The sequence below is a fragment of the Gemmatimonas sp. genome, from assembly GCF_044376735.1.
Taxonomy (GTDB): Bacteria; Gemmatimonadota; Gemmatimonadetes; order Gemmatimonadales; family Gemmatimonadaceae; genus Gemmatimonas.
Genome location: NZ_JBILKJ010000012.1, coordinates 25,756 through 47,869, shown reverse-complemented (window position 1 = coordinate 47,869; position 22,114 = coordinate 25,756). Strand labels below are relative to the sequence as shown.

Here is a 22,114-nt window from a genome sequence, read left to right as displayed (position 1 = left end):
CGTTCACGGCAGGGAATCGCGCACGAGCGCAGCAGCCACGAGCGCATCACCGAGCTCGGGATGCAGCGCGCGGGCGAGCTGCACGGCGGCCATGCCCAGCACCACCGATGGCCGACCGGTGACGGACGGATCCTGCACGATGAACCGCTGTTCTCGCACCGCGCGGATTGCGTGCCACGACAGATTGGCGGACAGCTTGGCCCCACGTGCTGCCCCGGTGATCACGTGGTCGGGATCACGCTTCGCGATTTCCTCGATCGAGACGGGCGGCGATGGCGCGTCCATGTCATGAAAGACATTCTCCGCACCGGCAATCGTGAGGAGTTCGTCGATATAGCTCCCACCACCGATCACCAGCAGTGGCGATTCCCACGCTGGCCACACGACGCGCGGTCGCGGCCGCGACGCGGTGAGAGCACGCACCCGATCGAGGGTGGCCTGCACGGAGTCACTGACGACTCGCGCGTTGGCCTCAGCGCCGAGGGCGCGCCCGAGGACCGCGAGCAGTCGGTGGAACTGCGCGATGTGATCGACGCGCAGGGCGATCGTGCGCACACCGGCGCGCGCCAAGGCTTCGGCAGCGGCGCGATTCTCTGCGGTTGCGTAGAGCACCACCAGGGTGGGTCGCGCCGCCAGCACGGCTTCGATGTTGGGGCGAATTCCATCGCCGAGCGCCGCGATGCGGCTTACCGCCTTCGGAAACTCATCCCAGCGCGAGCGACCAACGAGCAGCGAGTCGGCACCAAAGGTAAAGATGGCTTCGGTGGCGGCGGGATTGAGGGAGACAACGCGTGCGGCGAATCGCGCGTCGGTCGGCAGCGGCGCACCGAAATCATCGGTGTCCGCCACGGCGACAACCGACCCGGTGTCACGCATGTCCGCCGCACGTGTATCCGCACGCGAGCAGGCGGCGGCGCCGATGAACGGCACCAGCACCACCAGCGCGCGGTGTGCCAATCGTGGGTGAGGATACAAAAAAGGCGTCCTCTCCCACGAGAAGACGCCCGAGCACGCGTGCAGGTCGGATGGCAAGCACCGACGACACGTGGCGCGAGCCCCCCCTCGAGGGTCTTCGTCCGAGAATGAGCGCGGGTCGTCTCCTGGCTCCGGGTTGCGCCACTCGCCTTCCCGACCCGAGGGTCAGTGGCGTCGTGAGTGTCGCTGCTGCATCGCGAGGTAGACCTCGCGTCGCAGATCCCGTTACAGTGGCGGGGCCGCACCGGCGTTGCACCGGTTTCCGTGTCCTGCGCTCTGAAATCAGTTGTCCGTCGCGCCGAATGCGCCACACCGGCAAGCTACGTGCGGCTTCCCGCCTCGGCAAGCGCCGCACCGAGCGCGCCCTTCAGCTCGCTGCGGCGGGTCTCGTACGCCTTCTTGACGATCTCCGATGGCGCCTCGATGCGGGCATACGTCTCGTCGAGGGCGGCTATCTCCTGAGCCAGACGCTCGTGCATCGGCGCGTCCGACTCACGCGGCCGCAGCGTGGGCTCCACGGCCACGCGGCCGGCGGCACGCCGCTGCATGGATCGCATGAGCACGACCATCATGAGCATGCCGATCGCCACCAGCAACCCGGCGATATACAGATTGCGCGCCGGCGCACCGGACGACGGGAGCTCGATGATGAGCTCCGCGTTGGGCTGCACATCCTGCGACAGGAAGCGACGGAAATTGCGCCCCTCGAGGGTGACGGGATCGACGGTGGCGAACCCCTTGCCGGTGACGAACCCCTGCGGCTCCTCGAGCAGCACCTCGAACACGACCGCACCGCCCTCGGACCGCATGGAGAGCGGGAAGCTGCTGTTGGGCACCTTGTATGAGAACGCCACCTGCTTGATGCCAGGCGCGATCGGGGCGTACACCGACACGCGACCAGGGCCCGAGACAAATGCCTCGGGTGAGATGTCCCCTTCGTTCGCCCGCACGTCGAGCGCCGAGGCCGGAATGGCGATGCTCCATGTGGGCATCGGCGATGTCGTGTCCGTGGCCACCAGCGTGCGCAGGCTGTCGTTGGAGAGCTCGAACACTTCGATGACGGTGCGGAACTGCGTCGTGTCGGCCTTGCCGACAATCAGATGCCGGCCCTTCACGGTGAGTTGAAATCGCACGGACGTCGTGTCGAAGACGGTGATTTCGGCGTCATCACCGCGCGACTCGACGTTCTTGAGCGGCGACGTGAAATACGCAATACCGCCCCACGTCGTCGAGGCGAAATACACCCCGTCGGTACTCCCAAAGGGCGTCCACCGGAAGCGATAGCGTCCCTGCGCGTCGGTGCGGATGGAGTCGATCGGTCCGGCCGTGTCCTTGCCGACGCGATGCAACGTGACCCAAAGGCCGGTGGCGGGTCCCATGCCGGTCGAATCCGCGTTGACGCTGACGGGGCGCCGCACGCGACCCTCCACCGACCGCGATTGCGCCTGAACGGCCGATGTGGAGAGGGCGAACGACGCGGCCGCGGTGGCGACGACGGCAAGCGTCAGCGCACGGGATCGGAGAAACGACGAAAGTCGGGACACGCGAAGGCCAATCGGGTTGAAGAGCAGAAACGTCAGGGGGAGAACTTTCCGAAATCTTCCGGCCGCAGATTCTCGAGGTATGCCTGAAGCTGTTCGGGCGTCAGCACGCTGGCGGATGCGTCGACGGGAGAACCGTCCACGTTGGCCTCCGTCTCGTCGTCGAGCGCCGTCATCAGCGCGGACGGCACGAAGATCGGTGCGTCGAGCCGGAGCGCAATAGCGATACTGTCGGATGGACGGGCATCGACGGCGACCAGGCCATCCGGTCCTTCGATCTGCATCTCCGCGTAGTAGGTGCTCTTCTGCATGCGGGTGATGGAGACGCGGCGCAGGGTCCCGCCGAGCCCGACGATGATGGCCTTGCAGAGGTCGTGGGTGATCGGCCGCTCGCGCTTCACCTGATTCATCTGCATCACGATCGATTCCGCTTCCGGCTGTCCGATCCAGATGGGCAGCACGCGACGCCCACCCTGCTCCCGGAGAATGACGACGTACGAATTGGTCGCGCTATCGAGCCCGAGCCGGGCCACTGTGACTTCGACCATCATCGGTGCTCCTGGTGCAGGCGACCGTGAGGACGACGCGCCGCCGGAGTGGCGCACCGCTCCGCACGCGCGGTGCGGTCGGTGCGCCCTCGCGGTTCACCGAATCGCGCGCTTGAGCGCGGCGACGCGGTCGGTGCGTTCCCACGTGAACGTGGTTCTGGCGGAGCGGCCCCGGCCGATGGTCTCGGGACGGCGACCGAAGTGCCCGTAGGCGGCGGTCGCCTGATAGATCGGCTTGCGCAGATCCAGATCGCGCGTGATGCCGCGCGGCGTGAGGTCGAACACCTCGTTCACCGCCGCTTCGATGGCGCGATCGGACACCACACCAGTGCCGAACGTTTGCACATACACCGACACCGGCTGGACGACACCGATGGCGTACGCCACCTGCACTTCACACCGGGTAGCGAGCTTGGCGGCCACGATGTTCTTGGCCACCCAGCGCGCGGCGTAGCAGGCCGAGCGATCGACCTTGGATGGATCCTTGCCACTGAAGGCGCCGCCACCGTGACGCCCCATACCACCGTAGGTGTCGACGATGATCTTGCGTCCGGTCAGCCCGGCATCCCCTTGCGGACCGCCGATGACAAAGCGGCCGGTGGGGTTGATGTGGGTCTTGAGGCGCTTGGGCAGATACTCCTCGGGGATCGTCGCCATGATGACGTCGTCGAGGATGGCACGCCGGAGTTTGGTGTTCGAGACCTTTTCGTCGTGCTGGGTGGAAATGACGACCGTGTCGACGGCGATGGGGCGATCGCCTTCGTAGATCACCGACACCTGCGCCTTGCCATCCGGGCGCAGCCACGGCAATGAGCCGTCCTTACGCAGCGCCGAGAGGCGATGCGTGAGGGCATGCGCGAGCTGAATCGGCAACGGCATGAGTTCCGGCGTCTCGTCGGTCGCGTAGCCGAACATCATCCCCTGGTCGCCGGCGCCACCGGTGTCGACGCCCTGCGAAATGTCGGGCGACTGCGCGTCGATGGTGCTCATGACGGCGCACGTCTTGTTGTCGAAGCCGAAGTTGGCATCGGTGTAGCCGATCCCTTCGATCGTCTTGCGCACGATGTCCGGCAGCGGCACGTAGGCCGTGGTCGTGATCTCTCCCGCGATCACCACGAGGCCCGTCGTCACCAGCGTCTCGCAGGCCACGCGCGCCGCAGGATCCTTGGCCAGAATGGCATCGAGCACGGCGTCAGAAATCTGATCCGCGATCTTGTCCGGATGCCCCTCGGTCACGGACTCCGACGTAAACAAGTGACGATCGGCCACGCAGCACTCTGGGTAGAAGGTTCGTGTAACAGGATGCCGCGTAGACTAGTCCGCTACGAAAGCGCGGGCAACCCGCCCGCCCGGGCCGCCCCATCGAGTTCCGTGCGCAGGCGACGACGCAGCAGTGTTTCCGCTTCGCGAGCTGTGCCGGCCGCCAGCGCGGCTTGGGCCGCGTCCTGCGCCGCGGCCATCCGCACGTTGCGAATGACCCGCTTCACCTCGCCGACCGCCCGCGGCGCGACGCTGAGCTGACGAATCCCGAGACCCATGAGGGCGAAGACAGCCAGCGGTTGCGAACCCATTTCACCACAGACGCATACATCGATGCCATGAGCGGCCCCGGTGGACTGCACTTGCGCAATGAGGCGCAGCACGGCCGGATGGAATGGGGTGAATCGGGAGGCCAGATTCGCATTGCCACGGTCGACGGCGAGCGTGTACTGGACCAGGTCGTTCGAGCCGATGCTGAAGAAGTCGACGTCGCGCACGAGGGTGTCGCAGGCGATGGCCGCCGCCGGTGTTTCGACCATGACGCCCAGTGGCACATCGGCGCGGAACGGGACGCGGCGTTCGGCGAGTTCGGCCACAGCCTCGTCGATCAGCTGCCGCGTTTCGCGGACTTCATCGACCGTGACGACGAGCGGCAACATGATGCGCAGATCGCCGTGAACGCCGGCCCGCAGCAGTGCGCGCAGCTGCACCTTGAACAGGTCGCTCTCGTCGAGGCACATGCGGATCGCGCGCCAACCGAGGAATGGATTTGCCTCGGTGGGGAACCCGCCGACCGGCAGCTTGTCACCGCCGACGTCGAAGGTGCGGATGATGACCGGGCGCGTACCGAACGCCTGAATCACCTTCCGGTACGCCCGGTACTGCTCTTCTTCGTCGGGCATGGTGGCGCGGCCCACGACGAGGAACTCGGTGCGCATCAGACCGACGCCATCGGCGCCGCTGGTCGCGCCCATCTCTGCTTCGTCCGGGATGTCGACGTTGGCGCGAATGACCATCCGGACGCCATCGGCGGTGATCGCGTCGCTGTGGGCGATTTCCCGCATCTCATCGACGCGACCGGCTTCCTGTTCGCCGCGAAGCCGCGCGTCTTCGAGTTCGTGATCGGACGGCGCGATGAGCAGCGTGCCGTCGTTGCCGTCGAGGATCGCGATCTGCCCCGGCACGAGGAAGGACAGCGCGTTGCGCAGACCCACCACGGCCGGCAGCCCCAGCGAGCGCGCCAGAATGGCCACGTGCGCGGTGGCCGTGCCGGCCTCGGTGGCGATCGCCGAGATGCAGTTGCGATCGAGCTGCATGGTGAGCGACGGCGTGAGGTCGTGCGTGACCAGAATGGCGTGTGCGCCGGGCGGCACATCGACCGGGTCGTGATCGGGGAGGTCGAGCAGAATGGACAGCACGCGAATGTGCACGTCCATGAGGTCGCTGACCTTTTCGCGCAGCATCGGCGCGGTGTGCCGCGCGAAGTGCTGCCGCCATTGGAGCAGGATGAGATCGAAGGCCTTCTCGGCCCCGAGGTTCTGGCGGATGAGCGCTTCGGTGCTGCGCGTGAGTTCGCCATCGTCGAGGATGGAGATCTGCACATCGAAGATCGCGGCTTCCTCGGGCCCAGCCTGGTGCTCCGCCCTCGCGCGCAGATGGCGCAGGCGATCGCGGGCGCGTTCGAAGGCGTCGTGCAACCGCACGATCTCCGCCCCGATCGCGTCATCATCAATGAGGCGATGCTTGACCTCCGGCACCTCCCACCGCAGGAGATGCACGGGTCCGACGACGATGCCCGGCGAGGCGGGAATGCCGCGGAGCACCGACTGCATCAGCTCTCCCCGAACCGCGACGCGACGAGCGCGGCGAGGGAGTCCAGTGCTGCATCGGCGTCGGGGCCGGAGGCGCGCAGCGTGATCATGGCCCCATGCTCCGCGGCGAGCATCATGACACCCATGATGCTCTTGCCATTCACCTCGAGGTCGTCGCGCGAGATCGTGATGTCGCACGTGAAGCGCGACGCGGCCTTGACCATCTCGGCGGCCGGCCGGGCGTGGAGGCCGTGCTTGTTCACGATTTGAACCGATCGTTCAGCCATCAACGGACCACCGAGTAGAGGACGAAGGCCGCGAGCAGCAACAGGACGACGCGCCATCCCTCGGCGCGTCCCTGCAGTCGCACAAGGAGCACGGCCAGAAGCGGCGTCACGACCGCGACGCCGACCGGAATGGGGGCCAGCGGTGCCGGACCGCCGATGGCACGATGCACCGCGAGGGGGAGGGCCAATCCGCCCAGCACGGCCGATACCAAACCAATGTAGCGCGGACCATGCTGAAGCACGGGATGCCCGAGGGCGATTGCCACCCGAAGTCCGTGCCGCCAGCCGGCGCGAAGAGCCCAGTCACGCAGCCCGAGGTGCCCCACATTGTACACGATGAGGAAACCGAGCACGACGGCGAGCGCCGACGCACCGGCGCCGAACAGGAGCAACGCGACGAGCGAGCAGGCCGGCAACCAGGCCGCCCACACCAAGCGATCCCCGACGCTCCCCAGCGGACCGCACAGTGCGGTCCGGAAGCGTTCGATGCGCTCGGGCGCGACCTGCTCAACCTCGGCTCGGGCGAGCGCGCCGATGGCCAGCGCCGCGAGGTACGGGTGCGCATTGAAATACACCGATTGGCGCGCCAGCGCGTCCCGGTACGGTTGCCCCCCGATGCCACCGGGCAGCTGCCGCAAGGCGGGCTCGACGCAGAACCCGACGCCGTTCCCGACGAGGATCTCGTAGTTCCAGGAGCCCTGAATCGCGAGACAGCGCAGATACATCGAGACGCGGAGGCTGGCCGGCATCTTCGGCGCTGACGCGATCACGGGCACGGGCATGCTGACCGTGTCCGTGCGCAGCGGATCCGGATGGCGGGCCGGCCTCACGAATTCCTCAGGCACCGAGCACCACCATCAGCGTGCCGGCGGCCAGCGAGAGGAGGAACAGCCGGCGGGTGCCGCTGATCGCGTGAAAGTCCTTCCACACGGCGGCGGCGGCGACCGCGGCCACACTGGTCACGACAATGGCCCGCGCCAAGTCCTCCGGGACGCTCCAACGGCCGTTGACCTGTTCGGCCAGCAGATGACCGGGGATGAAGCACACCGCGCCCAGCACGGCGGCCCGGACCAGATCGAGTGTCATCCCGACGACCTGCAGCCCGACGACGGTATTGCGATTGCCCGCAGCGAGCTGGCCCAGGCGAGGGCGCGCGAAACGGGCGATGACCTGGCGCTGCGCGATCATGGACAGCCCACCGATCCACGCGGTCGCGATCCCGAGGGCGACGGCCACAGCGAAGGCTCCGGCCAAGGGCATGGCGTTCGCGGTCGTCCCGGTCGCGGCCACAGCTCCGGCGACGACCGAGGCGCTCCCCCACTCCGGGTAGCGTGACGCGCCGACCGGGAGCGCTTCGAGCGCCAAACACTCGAGGGCGGCGCCGCAGACGAGACCGGCGACGGGGGCACCAACCATGGCGCCACCCAACGTCGCGCCGACGATCGGTCGCGAGAACATTGCCTGTGGAAAGCTGACCACGTCGAGCCCGATGACGCCGGCCAGGAGCGACAGCGGCAGCACGTCAAGCCACCACGAGGACCCGACCATCAGGCACCCGTGGTCGACGCCAGCAACTCGCCGAGCGGCACCGGGCGGGCACTGGGAACGTCCTGGGCCGAGACCTCGACCCCCAGATCGGCGATGTCACGCAGCCCCTGCTCTTCGGCCGGCGTGAGAAAGACGAAGCGAAGACGCTGCACGCGACCGGGGGAGTAGTGCACGCCCCCGACGTTTACCGCGCGAATGCGTCCATCAGCGTGGTCCACCAGCCGCCGCATCGTCCCGATGTCGCCGACGAGCACGATGCCCGGCTCGGGACGCTGCTGCAGTTCGGCCAGCTGGGCGGCGGCGTCGATGACGGTGTAGAACTGGACGGACATTTCGGGCGGCACGCCCATGCGATAGAGCTCCTGCTCCCATTCGCTCGAGGCGACCTCGTCGTCCACCAACACAATGAAGCCGAGCTCGAGCGGTTGTCCCCATCCGACCACGACCTGACCGTGAATCAGTCGATCGTCGATGCGATACAGCGCGATGGGCATGGGTTCAGGCGCCGTAGACAGCCATCGACGCGCGACCGCGCTCGAGGGCGGCGTTCACGGCCTCGACGGGATCGCCGGACTCCTGCATGGCGAAGTCGAGCAGCGTCGAGAGGTTGATCCCGGTGACCAACAGCACCCCGGGACGCGCCCGGATCATCCGTCGTACGGCCATGGTGCAACTGCCGGCGGGCAAGTCGGTGAAGATGACGCGCGCGCCGGAATCGTCGAGCGCACGCGCGATCGTGTCCTGAATGTCATCGAGGCACAGTCCGGTGTTGGACATCGCCAGAAACGACGCGCCCTTACCGGTAATCTGCTCCACGGCGGAGATGATGCCGCCGGCGAACGATCCATGACCGGCCACGATGGCACGGACCGTCGCCGTCGCTCCGGCGGTGTCGGTCGCGCCGTTCACGCGTGCCTCCCCATCACTCATCATCCTCCTGCAGATAGCGCTGCACATCGGACGTTCGGCGCATCTGGCCAATCAACCGTTCGTTGAACGCCGTCGCCGAATCATACCCGCGATAATACCGCAAGAGGTGGTTCATCGCGATGACTTCGGCGATCACGGTAATGTTCTTCCCGGGATTGAGGTGCACGGTGATCTTGGGCACCTCGACGCCGAGAATATTTTGCGTCTGGACGTCGAGGCCAGTGCGATCGACGGTGGCGTCGGCGTCCCACTCCGCGAGCACGACCACCACTTCGAGGCGCTTCTGCTGGCGCACGGCGTGGATTCCGAAAATGGCCGGTACGTCGAGCAGGCCGACGCCGCGGATCTCCATGAAGTGCCGCTGCAGCTCATGGCCTTTGCCGATGAGCACGTCATTCCCGCGACGCGAGACGAACACGAGGTCGTCCGCCACCAGTCGATGGCCGCGTTCGACGAGGTCGAGCACGCACTCGGACTTGCCGATCCCACTCTTGCCGGTGAAGAAGAGCCCCACGCCGTACACGTCGGCGAGCGAGCCGTGCAGTGTGGTCGTAGGCGCGAACTGCTCGGCGAGGTACGGCTTGATGAGCCGATAGAACTCCGCCGTCTTCAGGCGCGAGCGAAGGATTGCGACCCCCGCCGCCTCGGCCAGCCGCAACAAAGGCTCAGGCGGCTCGAGCTGCTTCGTGATGAAGGCGCAGGGGAGCGGGAACCCGAAAAACTGCTCGAGATTCCTGACGCGCAGTTCGTCGGTAAGCGATTGGAGGTAGGTGATCTCGGTTTCGCCGAGCACCTGAATGCGCTGATACGGAAAGCGGTTGAGATAGCCGGCAAGGACGAGCCCCGGGCTGGACGCCTCGGGGCTCGTGATCTCACGATCGAGACCGGATGCCGAACCAAGGAGCTCGAGTTCGAGCGGATCCCGCATCCGCTCGAACAGCGTACCCACGGTCAGGCGTCGACTCACCAAGCGCGATCTCCGTCGATCGGCACTCGGCGCGAGCGGCGCGTGCGCGCCACCTGACTTTCCAGGCGGTGCACCGCGGCACTGAGCGCCGGCGCGAACGCACGCGCATCGGCATGGACGAAGAGCTCTCGCTTTCGGGCGCGATGCAGCACGATCTCAACGCGGCGCGTCTCGCCGTCCCCCACAAAGCGAACGATGGCGTTCGCGACGTGGTTGACGCGCCGAGCAATGCGCGTGATCGCGGCTTCGGCCTGTGCGCGGAGCGATTCCGACACTTCGGCATGGTGCGCGTGCAGGATGATCTCCATTAGCGACCTACCTCCTTTCCCACCACCTCGCGGAGGTGAGCTTCAGTCTCTGTGGCGGCGTTGTCCCAGGTGAACCCCTCGGCGAAACGCCGCGCAGCGATCCCCAGGCGTTCGACGAGCGCTCGCTCGCCGCTGAGGTACCGCATCGACTCAGCCATGGCAGCGACGTCGCCGTGCGGAACGAGAAACCCAGTCTCGCCATGCCGCACGGACTCGCGGATTCCCGGAGAATTCGACGCAATCACCGGAGTCCCGCTTGCCGCCGCCTCCAGATTCGTGATCCCCCATCCCTCCTTAGGTGATGCAAACACAAACGCCCAGGCCCGTCGCAGCAGGGCGCACTTTTGAGTTTCGTCAACACGTCCTAGAAACCGTACCCGCGAGGCCACTCCAAGGGTTCCCGCCAACGTCTCCAGTTCGGCGCGGAATTCGCCAGCCCCTGCGATCTCCAGTGTAGCCTCGGGAGCGCCGCATTGCGCGAACGACCGTAGCACCAGATCGACCCCTTTGTACTTCTTGAGTCGACCAAGGTAGGCAAACACGGGCCGATCCGCACGCTGGGAGGGGTCAGGCGTATACGCGTTGGTGTCGATTCCTGGGAAGATGACGCGAATCCGGTCGCGTTGCACCCCGCGGGAGACCAGATCGTCCCGGGTGCTCTCGCTGATCGCCTCGAAGGCACAGTGGCGATACACGATCGGCAGCGGTCGCTCGGCCAACCAGACGGCGGTGGCCAGCGGCGCGGCGAGCTCCTGAAACGCGGTTCCGCCGAACAGGTGCGGAACCAACGCCACGATCGGCGGCGCCTGCCACCACGGCGTAAACACCGGCACCTTGTTGATGTCCTCGACCAGGACATCGAAGTGCTGGTCGACGAAGTGTGCCTGCCAGTGCGCGCGCACGAGCATCGGGAACGTGGCGCGAGTTCCGACGCGATGGACCTCGATCCCGTCGAGCGTGGCGCGCGGCGGGCAGCCGGGCCAGCCGCCACACAGCAACATGACGTGATGGCCGCGGGCCGCGAGTCGGCCGAAGATTTCGTGCAGGTGAATCTCGGCTCCGCCGGCGAGTGGATTCTCCCGGCATTGCCAATTGACGACGGCGATCCGCAGCCGGTCGCCCGGGCGTGCGGCGGTTACGGTCACAAGCGCCCGAGCAGACGGGCGTACGCATCGAGGACGCCGTTCACAAAGCGCGCGCTCCGCGTCGTGCCGTAGCGTTCTGCCAAGTGCACCGCTTCCTGCAGCACCACCTTGACCGGTGTCTCGTTGCGATCGAGCTCGGCAGCCGCGAGTCGAAGCACGCTGCGTTCGATGGCGCCGAGGCGCTCGAGCCGCCAATTGTTGGTGACCCGCGCGAGATCGGTATCGAGGATGGCGTACTTGTCGGCCACGGTCGCGACCAATCGCGAGGCGAACAGCCGCTCCTCTGCATCCACCGCGAGATCGTCGAACACTTGCGTGGCGATCTTCCGCAGCTGCGTGAGGTCGCGGAGATCGGCGGCGTACAGCGCCTGCAGCGCCCGGGCGCGCCCGCGGGTTTCGAGTCGCTCCACCTTCGTCGCGGCACGCGTGCCACGCGTTCGGCGTCCGGCGCGGGGGACCAGCGGCTCCTGCACCGGCGTGTCCCAGAACGTGTCATCTCGCATGTTGGTCACTACGCGTCCCCTTCGAACTCTTCAGGCGGGGTGACCTGATCGAAGAGGTCGAGCATTTCGAGCGCCGCCATGGCGGCGTCCGCCCCCTTGTTGCCATGCACGCCACCGGCGCGTGCTTCGGCCTGCTCCATGGTGTCGGTGGTGAGCACGCCCATCGTCACCGGCACGTCGAAGTCACGCATGGCGTCCATCAGCCCGCGCGAGGTTTCTCCGGCGACGATGTCGAAGTGCGGCGTATCGCCGCGCACGACGGCACCAACGGCCACCGCCGCGTCGTAGCGCTCGGTGGCGAGGGCACGGCGCACCGCGACCGGGATCTCCCACGCGCCCGGAACCCAGAGCACGTCGATATCCTCGAACCTGACGCCCTGCCCTACCAACGCCCCCACCGCCCCCTCGGCGAGGGGCATCGTGACCCCCTCATTGAAGCGACTCACGACGACGACAAGGCGGCGACCTTCACCGCGCGGACTACCGTTGAACTCGGCCATCTCGGATACGTCTCAGATTGCGAACAGGTGACCGAGCTTCGTGCGCTTCGTTTCGAGATACGAAGCGTTTTCGTCGGTGGAAGGGGCCTCGATGCGGACCCGATCCTTGAGGATCAGACCGTAGCCGTCGAGGCCCACGAGCTTGCGGGGATTGTTGGTGAGCACCCGAATGGACTTCACGCCCATGTCGAGGAGAATCTGCGCACCGATGCCGTAGTTGCGCAGATCGTCCTTGAAGCCGAGCTGCTCATTGGCCTCGACGGTATCGGCGCCTTTGTCTTGCAGTTCGTACGCCTTGAGCTTGTTGAGCAAGCCGATGCCACGGCCTTCCTGATCGAGGTACACGATCACTCCCTTCCCCTCGACCTGAATCATCTGCATGGCGGTATCGAGCTGCCAGCCGCAGTCGCAGCGACGGGAGTGAAACACGTCGCCGGTGAGGCACTTGGAGTGCATACGCACCAGCACGCCCTCGCCCTGCTCGACGTCGCCGAACGCGATCGCGATATGCTCACGCGTATCGACATCGTTCTTGTAGCCGACGATGCGCCACTCGCCGTACTCGGTGGGGAGCCGCGCCTCGGCCACGCGATGCACGAGACGCTCGTGCTTCAGGCGATACGCCACGAGTTGCGCGATCGTGATGAACGTGAGGCCGTGTTCCTTGGCGAAGACTTCGAGCTGCGGACGACGCGCGGTGGTGCCGTCCTTGTTCAGGATTTCACAAATCACGCCCGCGGAACGCAGCCCGGCGAGCCGAGCGAGATCGACGGCCGCTTCGGTGTGTCCCACGCGCTGGAGCACGCCACCATCGCGCGCCCGTAACGGGTGGATATGCCCCGGGACGCGAAGGTCGGCCCGCGTGCTGTTGGGATCGACGGCCACACGAATCGTGGTCGCGCGATCGCTGGCGCTGATCCCGGTGCTCACGCCGTACTTCGCCGCCGCATCGATGCTCACGGTGAAGGCGGTGTGCATCGCCTCAGTGTTGACGTCGACCTGCATCTCGAGTCCGAGATGGTCGGCCATCGCATTCTCCATGGCGAGGCAGATCATCCCCTTGGCATCGAGCATGAAGTTGACCATCTCGGGCGTCACCATTTCGGCGCCGCAGACGAGGTCTCCTTCGTTCTCGCGATCTTCGTCATCGGCGACGACGACGAACTTTCCTCCGGCGATGTCGATCAAGGCCTGCTCGACCGTGCCGAAGGTCATGTCCTGCGCCTCTTCGCCCGCTGCCGCGTCCGCTGCCGTCATGCGACTTCAACCCCTGCGCTGCGCCAAGGCGTCAGCAACCGTTCGACATGCTTCGCGAGCACATCGGCTTCGACATGCACCCGGTCGCCGGCGACGAGTTCGCCGAGCGTGGTATGCCGTTTCGTGTATTCGATAATGGACAACTGGACGCCGTCGTCGTGCAACGCGTTCACGGTGAGGCTCACCCCGTTCACCGTGATCGAGCCGTGGGCGACCATGAGTGGCCACAGGGTGGCCGGGAGCGCGACGTCGACGAGCCAGGCGTCACCTACCTGCTCGGTGCGGGCGACGACGCCGAGGGCGTCGACGTGTCCGAGCACCATATGGCCGCCCAGTCGATCACCGAGGCGCATGGCGCGTTCGAGGTTGACGTGGAAGCCAGCGCGCCACGCGTCGATGGTGGTACGCCCCAGCGTGGTGATCACGGCGGCCACCGTGAACCACCCGGCCCCGTCGTCGTCCACGCCGTGCTCGCGCACGGTCAAGCACGCGCCGTTGACGGCGATGCTTTCGCCGTCGACCAGGTCGGTATATCGGCATCGGATGCGCAGTTCGCGTCCGGCCGGCGTGTCGGCGACGTGGGTGATACGTCCCACGTCGTCCACGAGCCCCGTGAACATCCTCTCGTCAGTCTCCAGAAACAGCGTAGACGGTCATCAGGTCGGCACCCAGTGCCTTCCGCTCCACGACGCGAAACCGCGGCGCTTGCTCGGCCCGCTGCGACGGAAACGCCGCAAAGGCCGAGAGCGCGCCCGCGCCGAGGATGACCGGAGCCTGAAAGGTAACCAGTCGGTCGACGAGTCCGGCGGCCAAGAGCGAAGACGCGAGGGTCGCGCCCCCCTCCACCAACAGATGGCGGACACCGCGGGTGCCCAAGAGGCGCAGCGCCTCGGCGAGCGATCCGGCGGCGTACACCTCGACGCCGGCAGCGCGCAGCGTGGCCTCAGCGCTTGGGGAGGAGCCGTCGGTGAAATCGAGGACCGGAAGTGCAGGCGCCGTCCGGGCCAGTTGACCGTGCAGCGGGAGTCGAGCCGTCCGGTCGAACACGACGCGCAGGGGTGGGCGGCGCGGCATGGGCGCTTGACGGACCGTCAGCGCGGGGTCGTCGGCGATGGCGGTGCCAATCCCAACGGCAATCGCGTCGCTGTCCGCGCGGAGGCGGTGCACAGCCGCGCGGGCCTCCTCGCCGGTGAGCCAACCCGGCTGCCGCGAAGCATCAGCGATCGCGCCATCGATCGAGACCGCCAGCTTCAGGGTCACGAACGGACGATCAGCGCCGCGCACGGCGAAGAAGAACGGCGCGTTCTGATCCTGAGCCTCCCGTTCGAGCACGCCACCGACCACCTCGATCCCCGCCGCGGCCACGCGTGCCGCCCCACCGGCCGCCGTCGGGTTGGGGTCGTGCGCCGCAAAGACCACCCGGGCCACCCCAGCGGCGACCAACGCCTCGGAGCATGGACCGGTTTTCCCCGTGTGGTCGCACGGCTCGAGGGAGACGTAGGCCGTGGCCCCGCGCGCCAGCTCACCCGCGTCGCGGAGCGCGCTGACTTCCGCGTGGGCGTGTCCGTACTCAGCGTGCCACCCTTCCCCGACCACCACGCCATCACGCACGAGCACGGCACCGACCATAGGGTTGGGCGAAACACGCCCGGCTCCGCGCTCGGCGAGTTCGAGGGCGCGACGCATGAAGCGCACGTCGTCGGCTGCAGGAGCCACAACGTGCGCTTCAGGCGAGGCGGGCGACCCGCTACAGGCGGAAGGCGATCCCGAGCGATCCGTAGCGATACCCTTCATCGGCCTTGCGGCCGCCGAACTGATTGACGGTTTGCACGACAGTGCCAGCGCTGGACCAGCCATACTCGCCGACCAATCGGGCGATGCCGAGGCCAAGCGAGGCGTTCACGAACGCGGTGTTGCGTGTGGTCTTGTACCGGAGATCGGGCAACTGCACGAGAAAGCGTTGGCTGGTACCGACTACGGTCTCGTTGACCGAGGCGCGCATGGACGCGGACCCTTCGATGGCATCACGGCCGACGCCGGCGGCGACACCGAAGAGGAGGAAGCGCTTACTGGCCACGATGCGGATCGCGTTCGACGTGACCGAGGTGCCGGAGACGGTGAGCGTGTCGTTTTGGGAGGAGTAGCCGAAATCGACCGTCGGCATTTTGCGCCGCATGTAGCTGACGCTGAGCCCGGGAATGAACGACGATTCCTGCAGTGCACCGACGCGTACGCCATACTGGAAAGCTACCCCTCCGTCCTTCGGTGCCACGTCGAAGCTCGACTGCGTTACCGTGGGGAGGTACGAGGCGCCGAGAAGGACATCCACCCCGAGCGTATTGGTGAGTCCCAGCGGAATGCCCGGCAAAAGTCCGATGGCCGCGTCGGCCGACGGCAACGGAATGGGCGTGCGGGCGGCCCCGAAATCGGAGCCGACGGCAGCACCGATGACGCTGAGCGGGACGGCGTTTCGGGGCAGTTGCCCATCGACGGCACTGACGCGCAATGAGAAGGCGCGCTTGGGCCAGCCGCCGAGCGTGCCCCCTTCTCCGAGCAGGGGATTACCGGAGGACACCGCAACGCCCACCTGTGGGACGATGAAGCCGAACAGGTCACGCGCCTTCTGGCAGACGTCCGCTCCGGAGAGCGCGCCCGGCACGACCGAGCACGGCCCCGAGGTGGTCTGCGCGTTTAGGCGCGAGGCGTGCAGCGTGGTCACGGCCGCGAGAGCAGCGGCGGCGAAACCGACCGTGCGCTGCCGGCGTGCATTCACGTGGCGACCCCATCGAGGCGAACACGACCGGTGCCCGGGACGACCGTCCCGCATTGCCACGCGTCGATGCCGCATGCGGCGGCGCGCGACGTGATGTCGCGCACGTTGTCCTGCGCCGTGATGACGACCATGCCCACTCCCATGTTGAACGCCCGGAACATCTCGAGCGGCGCAACCGCCCCGGCCTCGGCCAATACCCGGAAGGTCGACGGGATGGTCCACGTGCCCGTATCGACGTCGGCATCCAGTGTGTCGGGGAGCGCACGATTCAAGTTGCCCGGCAGGCCGCCGCCGGTGATGTGCGCCATCGCGTGTACCTGGCCGAGCACCGGCGTGAGGCACTGCAGGTAGGAGCGGTGCACCTTGAGCATGACGTCGGCGACCGTGGCCCCATCGGCATCGGGGAACGCGTCATGCACGCCGAGCTGGAGCCGATCGCTGATGATGCGACGCGCCAGCGAATACCCGTTGGTGTGCAGCCCATCGCTGGCGAGCGCGACCAGCGCATCGCCTTGGCGCACCTTCGCGCTGGTGATGACCTGCGACTCTTCGACGATGCCGACGATGAAGCCGGCGAGATCGTAATCGGGGGGCGTGTAGACGCCCGGCATTTCCGCCGTTTCGCCGCCAATGAGCGCGCAGTGATTCTCGCGACATCCCGCCGCTACGCCGGCGACGACGCCTTCGACGACGTGCGGCAACAGCTTCCCGAACGCGACGTAGTCGAGGAAGAACATCGGAACGGCGCCCTGCACCAGGATGTCGTTCGTACAGTGATTGACGAGGCAGTGTCCGATCGTGTCGTGGCGATCGGCTTCGATGGCGATCTTGATCTTCGTCCCCACGCCGTCGGCGCTCGACACGAGCAACGGCGCGCGATAGCCCTCGGGAACGCGGAACATGCCACCGAAGCCACCGAACGCGCCGCGCGCGCCCGCCGTCATGGTGGACTGCACGAGCTTGGCGAGACGATGCTTCGAGTCTTCGGCGGCGTCGATATCGACGCCGGCAGACCGGTAGGTAAGCGGGGTGTCGCCGGACGTGCTCACGCGCCAAGGTCCTCGTCGAAGGCCACGAGCTGGCGGAACTCCTGCACGCGCGCGTCGATATCGGCGCGCGTGATCTCGAGCAGACGGCCGTTCGAGAACTTCTCGACGGCGAACGACCCCATCGCCGATCCGACCACGACGGCGCGACGCATGGACGCGTCGCTCAAGTCTCCGCTGGCGGCGAGCGACCCGATAAAGCCACCGGCGAAGGAATCGCCGGCCCCGGTGGGATCGAATACCGACTCGAGCGGATACGCCGGCGCGAAGAACACGCTCTCGCGCGTAAACATGAACGCGCCGTGCTCACCCTTCTTGATGAGGACGTGCTTGGGCCCCTTGTCGAGAATCCAGCGCGCGGCCTGCACGAGATTGGTGTGCTCAGTGAGCTGGCGTGCTTCCCCGTCGTTCAGCGTGATGAGATCCACGTGGCCGAGCAATTCGATGAGCTCCGGGCGACGCGACTCGATCCAGAAGTTCATCGTGTCGCACGCGACGAGGCGCGGCGTCTCCACCTGCTCGAGCACTTGGAGCTGCAAGCGCGGGTCGATGTTCGCGAGGAACACGAAGGGCGCCTTGCGGAACTGCTCGGGAATGATCGGGCGGAAATTCGAGAACACGCCGAGATGCGTCTCGAGTGTTTCGGCGGAGTTGAGATCGTGGCGGTAGCGCCCACGCCAGCGGAAGCTGGAGCCGCTCACCTGTTCGAGGCCGGCCAGATCCACTCCGCGATCGGCCAGCGGCTTCAGCAGGTCAACGGGGTAGTCGTCGCCGACCACACCGACGAGCTGTACGGGCGCAAAGTGCGACGCCGACGAGGAGAAGTAGGTGCCCGATCCGCCGAGCACGTCCTCGGCCTTGCCGAACGGTGTCTCGACGGAGTCGAGCGCGACGGACCCGACGACGAGCACCGGGCTGGCGGTACTGGGGAAACGACTCACATGCGCTCCGGCGCGGACAGTCCGAGAATGCGCAGGCCGGCGGCGATGCCGAGCTGCGTCGCACGCGCAAGCACGAGGCGCGCGCGCGTGATCGCCTCGGGCTCGCCGAGGACGTGATGCTTGTGGTACCACGTATGGCCGGCGCGGGCCGTTTCGAGCAACCAGGCCGCGATCCGATGCGGCTCGAGATTGTCCGCGGCTCCCTTCACCGTGGCCGGAAAATCGAGCAACTGCTTGACCAGCTCCTGCTCGGCCGGCTCGGACAGTACGCCGAGATCGACACCGTCGCCGGTGACCGTGGTCGCATCGATCTCGCCGACGCGGAAGATGCCGCACATGCGCGCATGCGCCATCTGCACGTAGTACACGGGGTTCTCTTCCGACTGGCTGCGCGCGAGGTCGACATCGAAGACGAGCTGGGAGTCGCCTTTGCGCATGAGGTAGAAATAGCGCACGGCGTCCCGACCGACTTCGTCGATGAGATCGCGCACCGTGACGTACGATCCGGCACGCTTGGAGATCTTCACCTCCTCGCCGCCCTTCATGACCGTCACCATCTGGTGCAACACGTAATCGGGGTACCCCTTGGGGATCCCGATATTGAGCGCCTGCAGGCCGGCACGCACGCGCGTAATGGTGCTGTGGTGGTCCGCGCCCTGCACATTGATCGCGCGACGATAGCCGCGCTCCCACTTGGTGACGTGATACGCGACGTCGGGCACGAAGTACGTGTAGTCGCCGCCCTTCGCCGCGCTCTTCTTCATCACGCGGTCCTTGTCGTCTCCGAAATCGGTGGTGCGGAGGAACAACGCACCCTCTTCCTCGTAGGTGTGCCCCGACTGCTTCAGCCCCTCGACCGTTTTGTTGACCGAGCCGTCGGTGTAGAGCGAGCTCTCGAGGTAGTACGTATCGAACTTGACGCCGAACGCCTGCATATCGAGATCCTGCTCATGACGGAGCGCGGCGACCGCAAACGCCTGCATCGCGTCGAGGTCGTTGCCGGCCGCATCGTCCGGATGCTCGACCACATACCGTTCCGCGATCTCGCGGATGTAGTCGCCGTGGTAGCCACCTTCGGGAATCTCAAGTGGCGCACCACCGATGGCGCGCACCTGTGCCTGTGTGCTCTTGGCGAGATTGGCGATCTGCGCACCGGCGTCGTTGTAATAGAACTCGCGATCGACGTTCCAGCCGGTGTACTCGAGCAGCGTACTGATGGCATCGCCGAGGGCGGCCTGGCGGCCGTGACCGACGTGCAGCGGGCCGGTGGGATTGGCCGAGACGAACTCCACCACCACGCGCGCACCGTGCCCGATGTCGAGGCGTCCGAAGGTGTCGGGCGACTCGAGAATGGTGAGCAACCCCCGCGCCTGAAACCCGGGATCGAGCCGAAAGTTGAGAAAGCCCGGGCCGGCGATTTCGGCGGCGGTCACACCGACGCTGGCCTTGTCCATCGCGGCGATGAGCGCTTCGGCGATGTCGCGCGGCTTCTTGCCGAGCGGCTTTGCGAGCGTCATGGCGAGATTGGTGGCCCAGTCGCCGAACGACGGATCACGCGGGCGTTCGAGGATGGGCGAAACGTCGTCGGGCGCACCGAGGGTGCGCGCTGCGCGCGAGAGCTCGGCGCGCAGGGCGTCGGCGTGAGTCACAGAATCCGGGATGTCAGGAAGGAAAACGCGACGCGGAGTCGCATCAGTCGGCGGACGACGACGACGGCGTGCTGGTCGACGGCTTCGACTCGCTCTTGGTGTCGCTCTTGCCGTCGCTTTTGGGGGCACTCTCGGTGGACGACGATGCGCCACCGGCGCGTTGGTCTTTCTTGCCGTCTTTGCCGTAGTCGGTGATGTAGAACCCGGATCCCTTGAACAGGAGACTGGCGCCACCCGAGATGATACGGGTGGCCACGCCCGTGCCATCGGGCGTGGGAATGCTTTCCGGGACCTCAGAGATCTTGAACCGCGCCTCGATGATGGACCCGTCGGGGCAGCGGAACTCGTAAGTCGGCATGGCTACGTTACTTGGCTAGGGTCAGACAGCCATGAAACGTAGCCCGGTTGGCCCCAAGGTTCAACCGGTGCGGCTCAGGTCACCGTCAGCGTTGCCGCACCCGGCGTGTAGATCACTGTGAGCGGGGTGAGGTTCTCGGCCCGTTGCGGCGACGATTGCCAGACGCCAGCGCCGTTGAACAGCGCCCCATGATTCGGGCACCGGAAGCTGGCGCCGTTCACCACGTTGATGGTGGTGCCGGCATGCGGGCACCGCATGGAAAACGCGGCGAAGCTGGTGGCACTAACGCGCACCACGGCAACCGGGCCACCATTGACGTTCCCCACGCTGCCGGCGACACCGCCGACATTGGCCAGCGCAGGCCACGCCGAAATGGTGACTTGGAGGCCCGTCGTGGTGACCGTGAGCGTGACCGTGATCGAGCGCGACGCGACGCCAGTGGCGCTGACGGTGAGGGTGGCCGTGTAGCTGCCGATGGCCAGCGCTCCGGCGGTGGCCCGCACAGTGAGCGCGGCGGGGGCGGTGGTTTGGCTGAGCGTCGCGGAAAGCCATCCGGTCCCACCGGTGCCGTACGCCACCGTGGTCGCCAGCCCAATGAGCGTGCCGCCGCCGCTGTTGATGCACTGCACCACCTGAGGCGCCGGCGCGCTGCCGAGGGGGCCGCTGAACGACAACGCCGCGGTGGAGAGCTGCAAGGAGGCGGGGGTGGACAGATCCTGGACCAACAACGACACGGTGAGGGTCTGTGCGCCGTTGCTGATGCCGGCGCCCGTGACGGATACGGTTGCCGTGTAGGTGCCGACCGGCAGCGTGCCGCGCTGCGCGGAGAGCGTGAGCACCGACGGCGCCGAGGCCTGGCTGAGCGAGAGCGAGAGCCAACCGGTTCGCTGCCCCGACCCATACGTGAGCGTGACGGCCAGTCCACTGAGAATACCGCCGCCGTCGTTCGCAATCGCGACTGTCTGCGCGGCCGGCGCCGCGCCGGTGAGCGAGGTGACGAACACCACGGTGTTGCGATCGAGCGCGAGGACGGGCGGCGTGATCGCCCCGCCAATCTGGAGCGATCCGTCGCTGTTGCGTCGCACGTCGAGCGCCGTGAGCCCCGCCGTGGGCTGTCCGCTGAGCCACGTCCCGTCAGTTGCGAACACGGCTTCGTGGTTGGGGCATCGCAGGCGGTCCGACGCGACCTCCACGATGGTGCCGCGGTGCGGACACACGAGCGACAGCGCACGGAACTGCGCGCTGCCGACGCGTTCCACCAGCACCGGTGCCGAGGTGCCGGACGCCACCACGGTGCGGCCACCGATCTGCGCTAACTCCGGGATGGCGGCGGGATCCAAGCGGAAGGGCGCCGGGACGGCATCGAGGACCTGCTCCGGCGCGCCAATGATGCCGTCTCCACACCCCGACACGAGGGCACCGAGCGACAGCACGGAGGCGGAGGCCAGAAACTGACGCCGGTCGAGGCGATGACATCCACCACACGGCGACGGCTCGGAGGATGGGACGGGCGACGGCGGGGAGGTCGGATCGGAGCGCATACATAGATTTTAACGCGGGACCGCGCAATGTCGAGTTTGCGCATCGCGGGGGCGGCGCGGAGGCATTCCTACGGGGGCGCACGGGGGCGGCTAGACAGTCCGCGCCACAACCGGCAGGTTGACCGGATGCGTTTTTCAGCTCTCCGAGGCTCCTTGAGCCGCCCGCTTACCCACCTCCTCGCCGCCGTTGGCTGTTTCGTTGCGTCGAGCATGGAAGGCGCCGCGC

24 protein-coding genes and 1 riboswitch are annotated in these 22,114 nt (G+C 66.9%); all 24 genes read right to left on the bottom strand.

Annotated elements, in window-relative coordinates; all coding sequences use genetic code 11:
• Positions 1 to 3: 3 nt before the first annotated feature.
• The 24 genes from ACIRA7_RS03475 to ACIRA7_RS03360 all read right to left on the bottom strand — a co-directional run bounded on the left by ACIRA7_RS03475 (position 4) and on the right by ACIRA7_RS03360 (position 21,888).
• The gene (locus ACIRA7_RS03475; protein WP_396219418.1) at positions 4 to 957 is read right to left on the bottom strand and encodes an ABC transporter substrate-binding protein; all 954 of its coding nucleotides are present in this window, start codon (positions 955 to 957) and stop codon (positions 4 to 6) included.
• Positions 958 to 1,095: 138 nt separating this feature from the next.
• A riboswitch (cobalamin riboswitch) is annotated at positions 1,096 to 1,239 on the bottom strand.
• Between the two features lie 56 nt (positions 1,240 to 1,295).
• On the bottom strand, positions 1,296 to 2,519 hold the full coding sequence (locus tag ACIRA7_RS03470; RefSeq protein WP_396219417.1) for a hypothetical protein: 1,224 nt from the start codon (positions 2,517 to 2,519) through the stop codon (positions 1,296 to 1,298).
• Positions 2,520 to 2,551: 32 nt separating this feature from the next.
• Positions 2,552 to 3,067, bottom strand: a complete 516-nt coding sequence (locus ACIRA7_RS03465) for a bifunctional nuclease family protein (protein WP_396219416.1) — start codon at positions 3,065 to 3,067, stop codon at positions 2,552 to 2,554.
• A gap of 93 nt (positions 3,068 to 3,160) precedes the next feature.
• Positions 3,161 to 4,333, bottom strand: a complete 1,173-nt coding sequence (gene metK, locus ACIRA7_RS03460; RefSeq protein ID WP_396219415.1) for a methionine adenosyltransferase — start codon at positions 4,331 to 4,333, stop codon at positions 3,161 to 3,163.
• Between the two features lie 53 nt (positions 4,334 to 4,386).
• Complete coding sequence (ptsP, locus tag ACIRA7_RS03455; RefSeq protein ID WP_396219414.1) at positions 4,387 to 6,156, bottom strand: phosphoenolpyruvate--protein phosphotransferase; 1,770 nt, start codon at positions 6,154 to 6,156, stop codon at positions 4,387 to 4,389.
• Positions 6,156 to 6,422, bottom strand: coding sequence for an HPr family phosphocarrier protein (locus ACIRA7_RS03450; protein WP_396219413.1), 267 nt, complete (start codon positions 6,420 to 6,422; stop codon positions 6,156 to 6,158). Before ACIRA7_RS03450 ends, ptsP begins: the two co-directional genes overlap by 1 nt.
• Positions 6,422 to 7,252 (bottom strand): PTS system mannose/fructose/sorbose family transporter subunit IID, encoded by an 831-nt coding sequence (locus tag ACIRA7_RS03445; RefSeq protein WP_396219412.1) that lies wholly within the window; start codon positions 7,250 to 7,252, stop codon positions 6,422 to 6,424. The genes ACIRA7_RS03450 and ACIRA7_RS03445 overlap by 1 nt, the downstream gene beginning before the upstream one ends.
• A gap of 7 nt (positions 7,253 to 7,259) precedes the next feature.
• Entirely contained in the window at positions 7,260 to 7,970 is a 711-nt protein-coding gene (locus ACIRA7_RS03440) for a PTS sugar transporter subunit IIC (protein WP_396219411.1), read from the bottom strand.
• A complete protein-coding gene (locus ACIRA7_RS03435) occupies positions 7,970 to 8,464 on the bottom strand; it encodes a PTS system mannose/fructose/N-acetylgalactosamine-transporter subunit IIB (protein WP_396219410.1) in 495 nt (164 codons plus the stop codon). The genes ACIRA7_RS03440 and ACIRA7_RS03435 overlap by 1 nt, the downstream gene beginning before the upstream one ends.
• Positions 8,465 to 8,468: 4 nt before the next feature.
• Positions 8,469 to 8,879 carry a PTS sugar transporter subunit IIA gene (locus tag ACIRA7_RS03430; RefSeq protein ID WP_396219409.1) on the bottom strand — a complete coding sequence of 137 codons (411 nt, stop codon included), beginning with the start codon at positions 8,877 to 8,879 and terminating at the stop codon, positions 8,469 to 8,471.
• Positions 8,880 to 8,892: 13 nt separating this feature from the next.
• Entirely contained in the window at positions 8,893 to 9,867 is a 975-nt protein-coding gene (gene hprK / locus ACIRA7_RS03425) for an HPr(Ser) kinase/phosphatase (RefSeq protein ID WP_396219408.1), read from the bottom strand.
• The gene (locus tag ACIRA7_RS03420; RefSeq protein ID WP_396219407.1) at positions 9,864 to 10,175 is read right to left on the bottom strand and encodes an HPF/RaiA family ribosome-associated protein; all 312 of its coding nucleotides are present in this window, start codon (positions 10,173 to 10,175) and stop codon (positions 9,864 to 9,866) included. Before ACIRA7_RS03420 ends, hprK begins: the two co-directional genes overlap by 4 nt.
• A complete protein-coding gene (locus ACIRA7_RS03415; RefSeq protein ID WP_396219406.1) occupies positions 10,175 to 11,320 on the bottom strand; it encodes a glycosyltransferase family 4 protein in 1,146 nt (381 codons plus the stop codon). Before ACIRA7_RS03415 ends, ACIRA7_RS03420 begins: the two co-directional genes overlap by 1 nt.
• Positions 11,317 to 11,823 carry a transcription antitermination factor NusB gene (gene nusB / locus ACIRA7_RS03410; RefSeq protein WP_396219429.1) on the bottom strand — a complete coding sequence of 169 codons (507 nt, stop codon included), beginning with the start codon at positions 11,821 to 11,823 and terminating at the stop codon, positions 11,317 to 11,319. Before nusB ends, ACIRA7_RS03415 begins: the two co-directional genes overlap by 4 nt.
• Before the next feature lie 8 nt (positions 11,824 to 11,831).
• Positions 11,832 to 12,323 (bottom strand): 6,7-dimethyl-8-ribityllumazine synthase, encoded by a 492-nt coding sequence (gene ribH / locus ACIRA7_RS03405; protein WP_396219405.1) that lies wholly within the window; start codon positions 12,321 to 12,323, stop codon positions 11,832 to 11,834.
• Positions 12,324 to 12,335: 12 nt separating this feature from the next.
• Positions 12,336 to 13,538 carry a bifunctional 3,4-dihydroxy-2-butanone-4-phosphate synthase/GTP cyclohydrolase II gene (locus ACIRA7_RS03400; RefSeq protein ID WP_396219428.1) on the bottom strand — a complete coding sequence of 401 codons (1,203 nt, stop codon included), beginning with the start codon at positions 13,536 to 13,538 and terminating at the stop codon, positions 12,336 to 12,338.
• Positions 13,539 to 13,576: 38 nt separating this feature from the next.
• Positions 13,577 to 14,200 carry a riboflavin synthase gene (locus ACIRA7_RS03395; protein WP_396219404.1) on the bottom strand — a complete coding sequence of 208 codons (624 nt, stop codon included), beginning with the start codon at positions 14,198 to 14,200 and terminating at the stop codon, positions 13,577 to 13,579.
• 7 nt (positions 14,201 to 14,207) lie between these two features.
• Positions 14,208 to 15,296, bottom strand: coding sequence for a bifunctional diaminohydroxyphosphoribosylaminopyrimidine deaminase/5-amino-6-(5-phosphoribosylamino)uracil reductase RibD (gene ribD / locus ACIRA7_RS03390; RefSeq protein ID WP_396219403.1), 1,089 nt, complete (start codon positions 15,294 to 15,296; stop codon positions 14,208 to 14,210).
• A 31-nt stretch (positions 15,297 to 15,327) separates the two neighbouring features.
• A complete protein-coding gene (locus ACIRA7_RS03385; protein ID WP_396219402.1) occupies positions 15,328 to 16,353 on the bottom strand; it encodes a hypothetical protein in 1,026 nt (341 codons plus the stop codon).
• Positions 16,350 to 17,402, bottom strand: a complete 1,053-nt coding sequence (gene purM, locus ACIRA7_RS03380) for a phosphoribosylformylglycinamidine cyclo-ligase (RefSeq protein ID WP_396219401.1) — start codon at positions 17,400 to 17,402, stop codon at positions 16,350 to 16,352. The genes ACIRA7_RS03385 and purM overlap by 4 nt, the downstream gene beginning before the upstream one ends.
• Positions 17,399 to 18,340 carry a PfkB family carbohydrate kinase gene (locus tag ACIRA7_RS03375; RefSeq protein WP_396219400.1) on the bottom strand — a complete coding sequence of 314 codons (942 nt, stop codon included), beginning with the start codon at positions 18,338 to 18,340 and terminating at the stop codon, positions 17,399 to 17,401. Before ACIRA7_RS03375 ends, purM begins: the two co-directional genes overlap by 4 nt.
• Positions 18,337 to 19,989 carry an arginine--tRNA ligase gene (gene argS, locus ACIRA7_RS03370; protein ID WP_396219398.1) on the bottom strand — a complete coding sequence of 551 codons (1,653 nt, stop codon included), beginning with the start codon at positions 19,987 to 19,989 and terminating at the stop codon, positions 18,337 to 18,339. The genes ACIRA7_RS03375 and argS overlap by 4 nt, the downstream gene beginning before the upstream one ends.
• A 43-nt stretch (positions 19,990 to 20,032) precedes the next feature.
• Positions 20,033 to 20,347, bottom strand: a complete 315-nt coding sequence (locus tag ACIRA7_RS03365; RefSeq protein WP_396219397.1) for a zinc ribbon domain-containing protein — start codon at positions 20,345 to 20,347, stop codon at positions 20,033 to 20,035.
• Between the two features lie 74 nt (positions 20,348 to 20,421).
• A complete protein-coding gene (locus tag ACIRA7_RS03360; RefSeq protein ID WP_396219396.1) occupies positions 20,422 to 21,888 on the bottom strand; it encodes a Rieske 2Fe-2S domain-containing protein in 1,467 nt (488 codons plus the stop codon).
• Positions 21,889 to 22,114 lie beyond the last annotated feature (226 nt).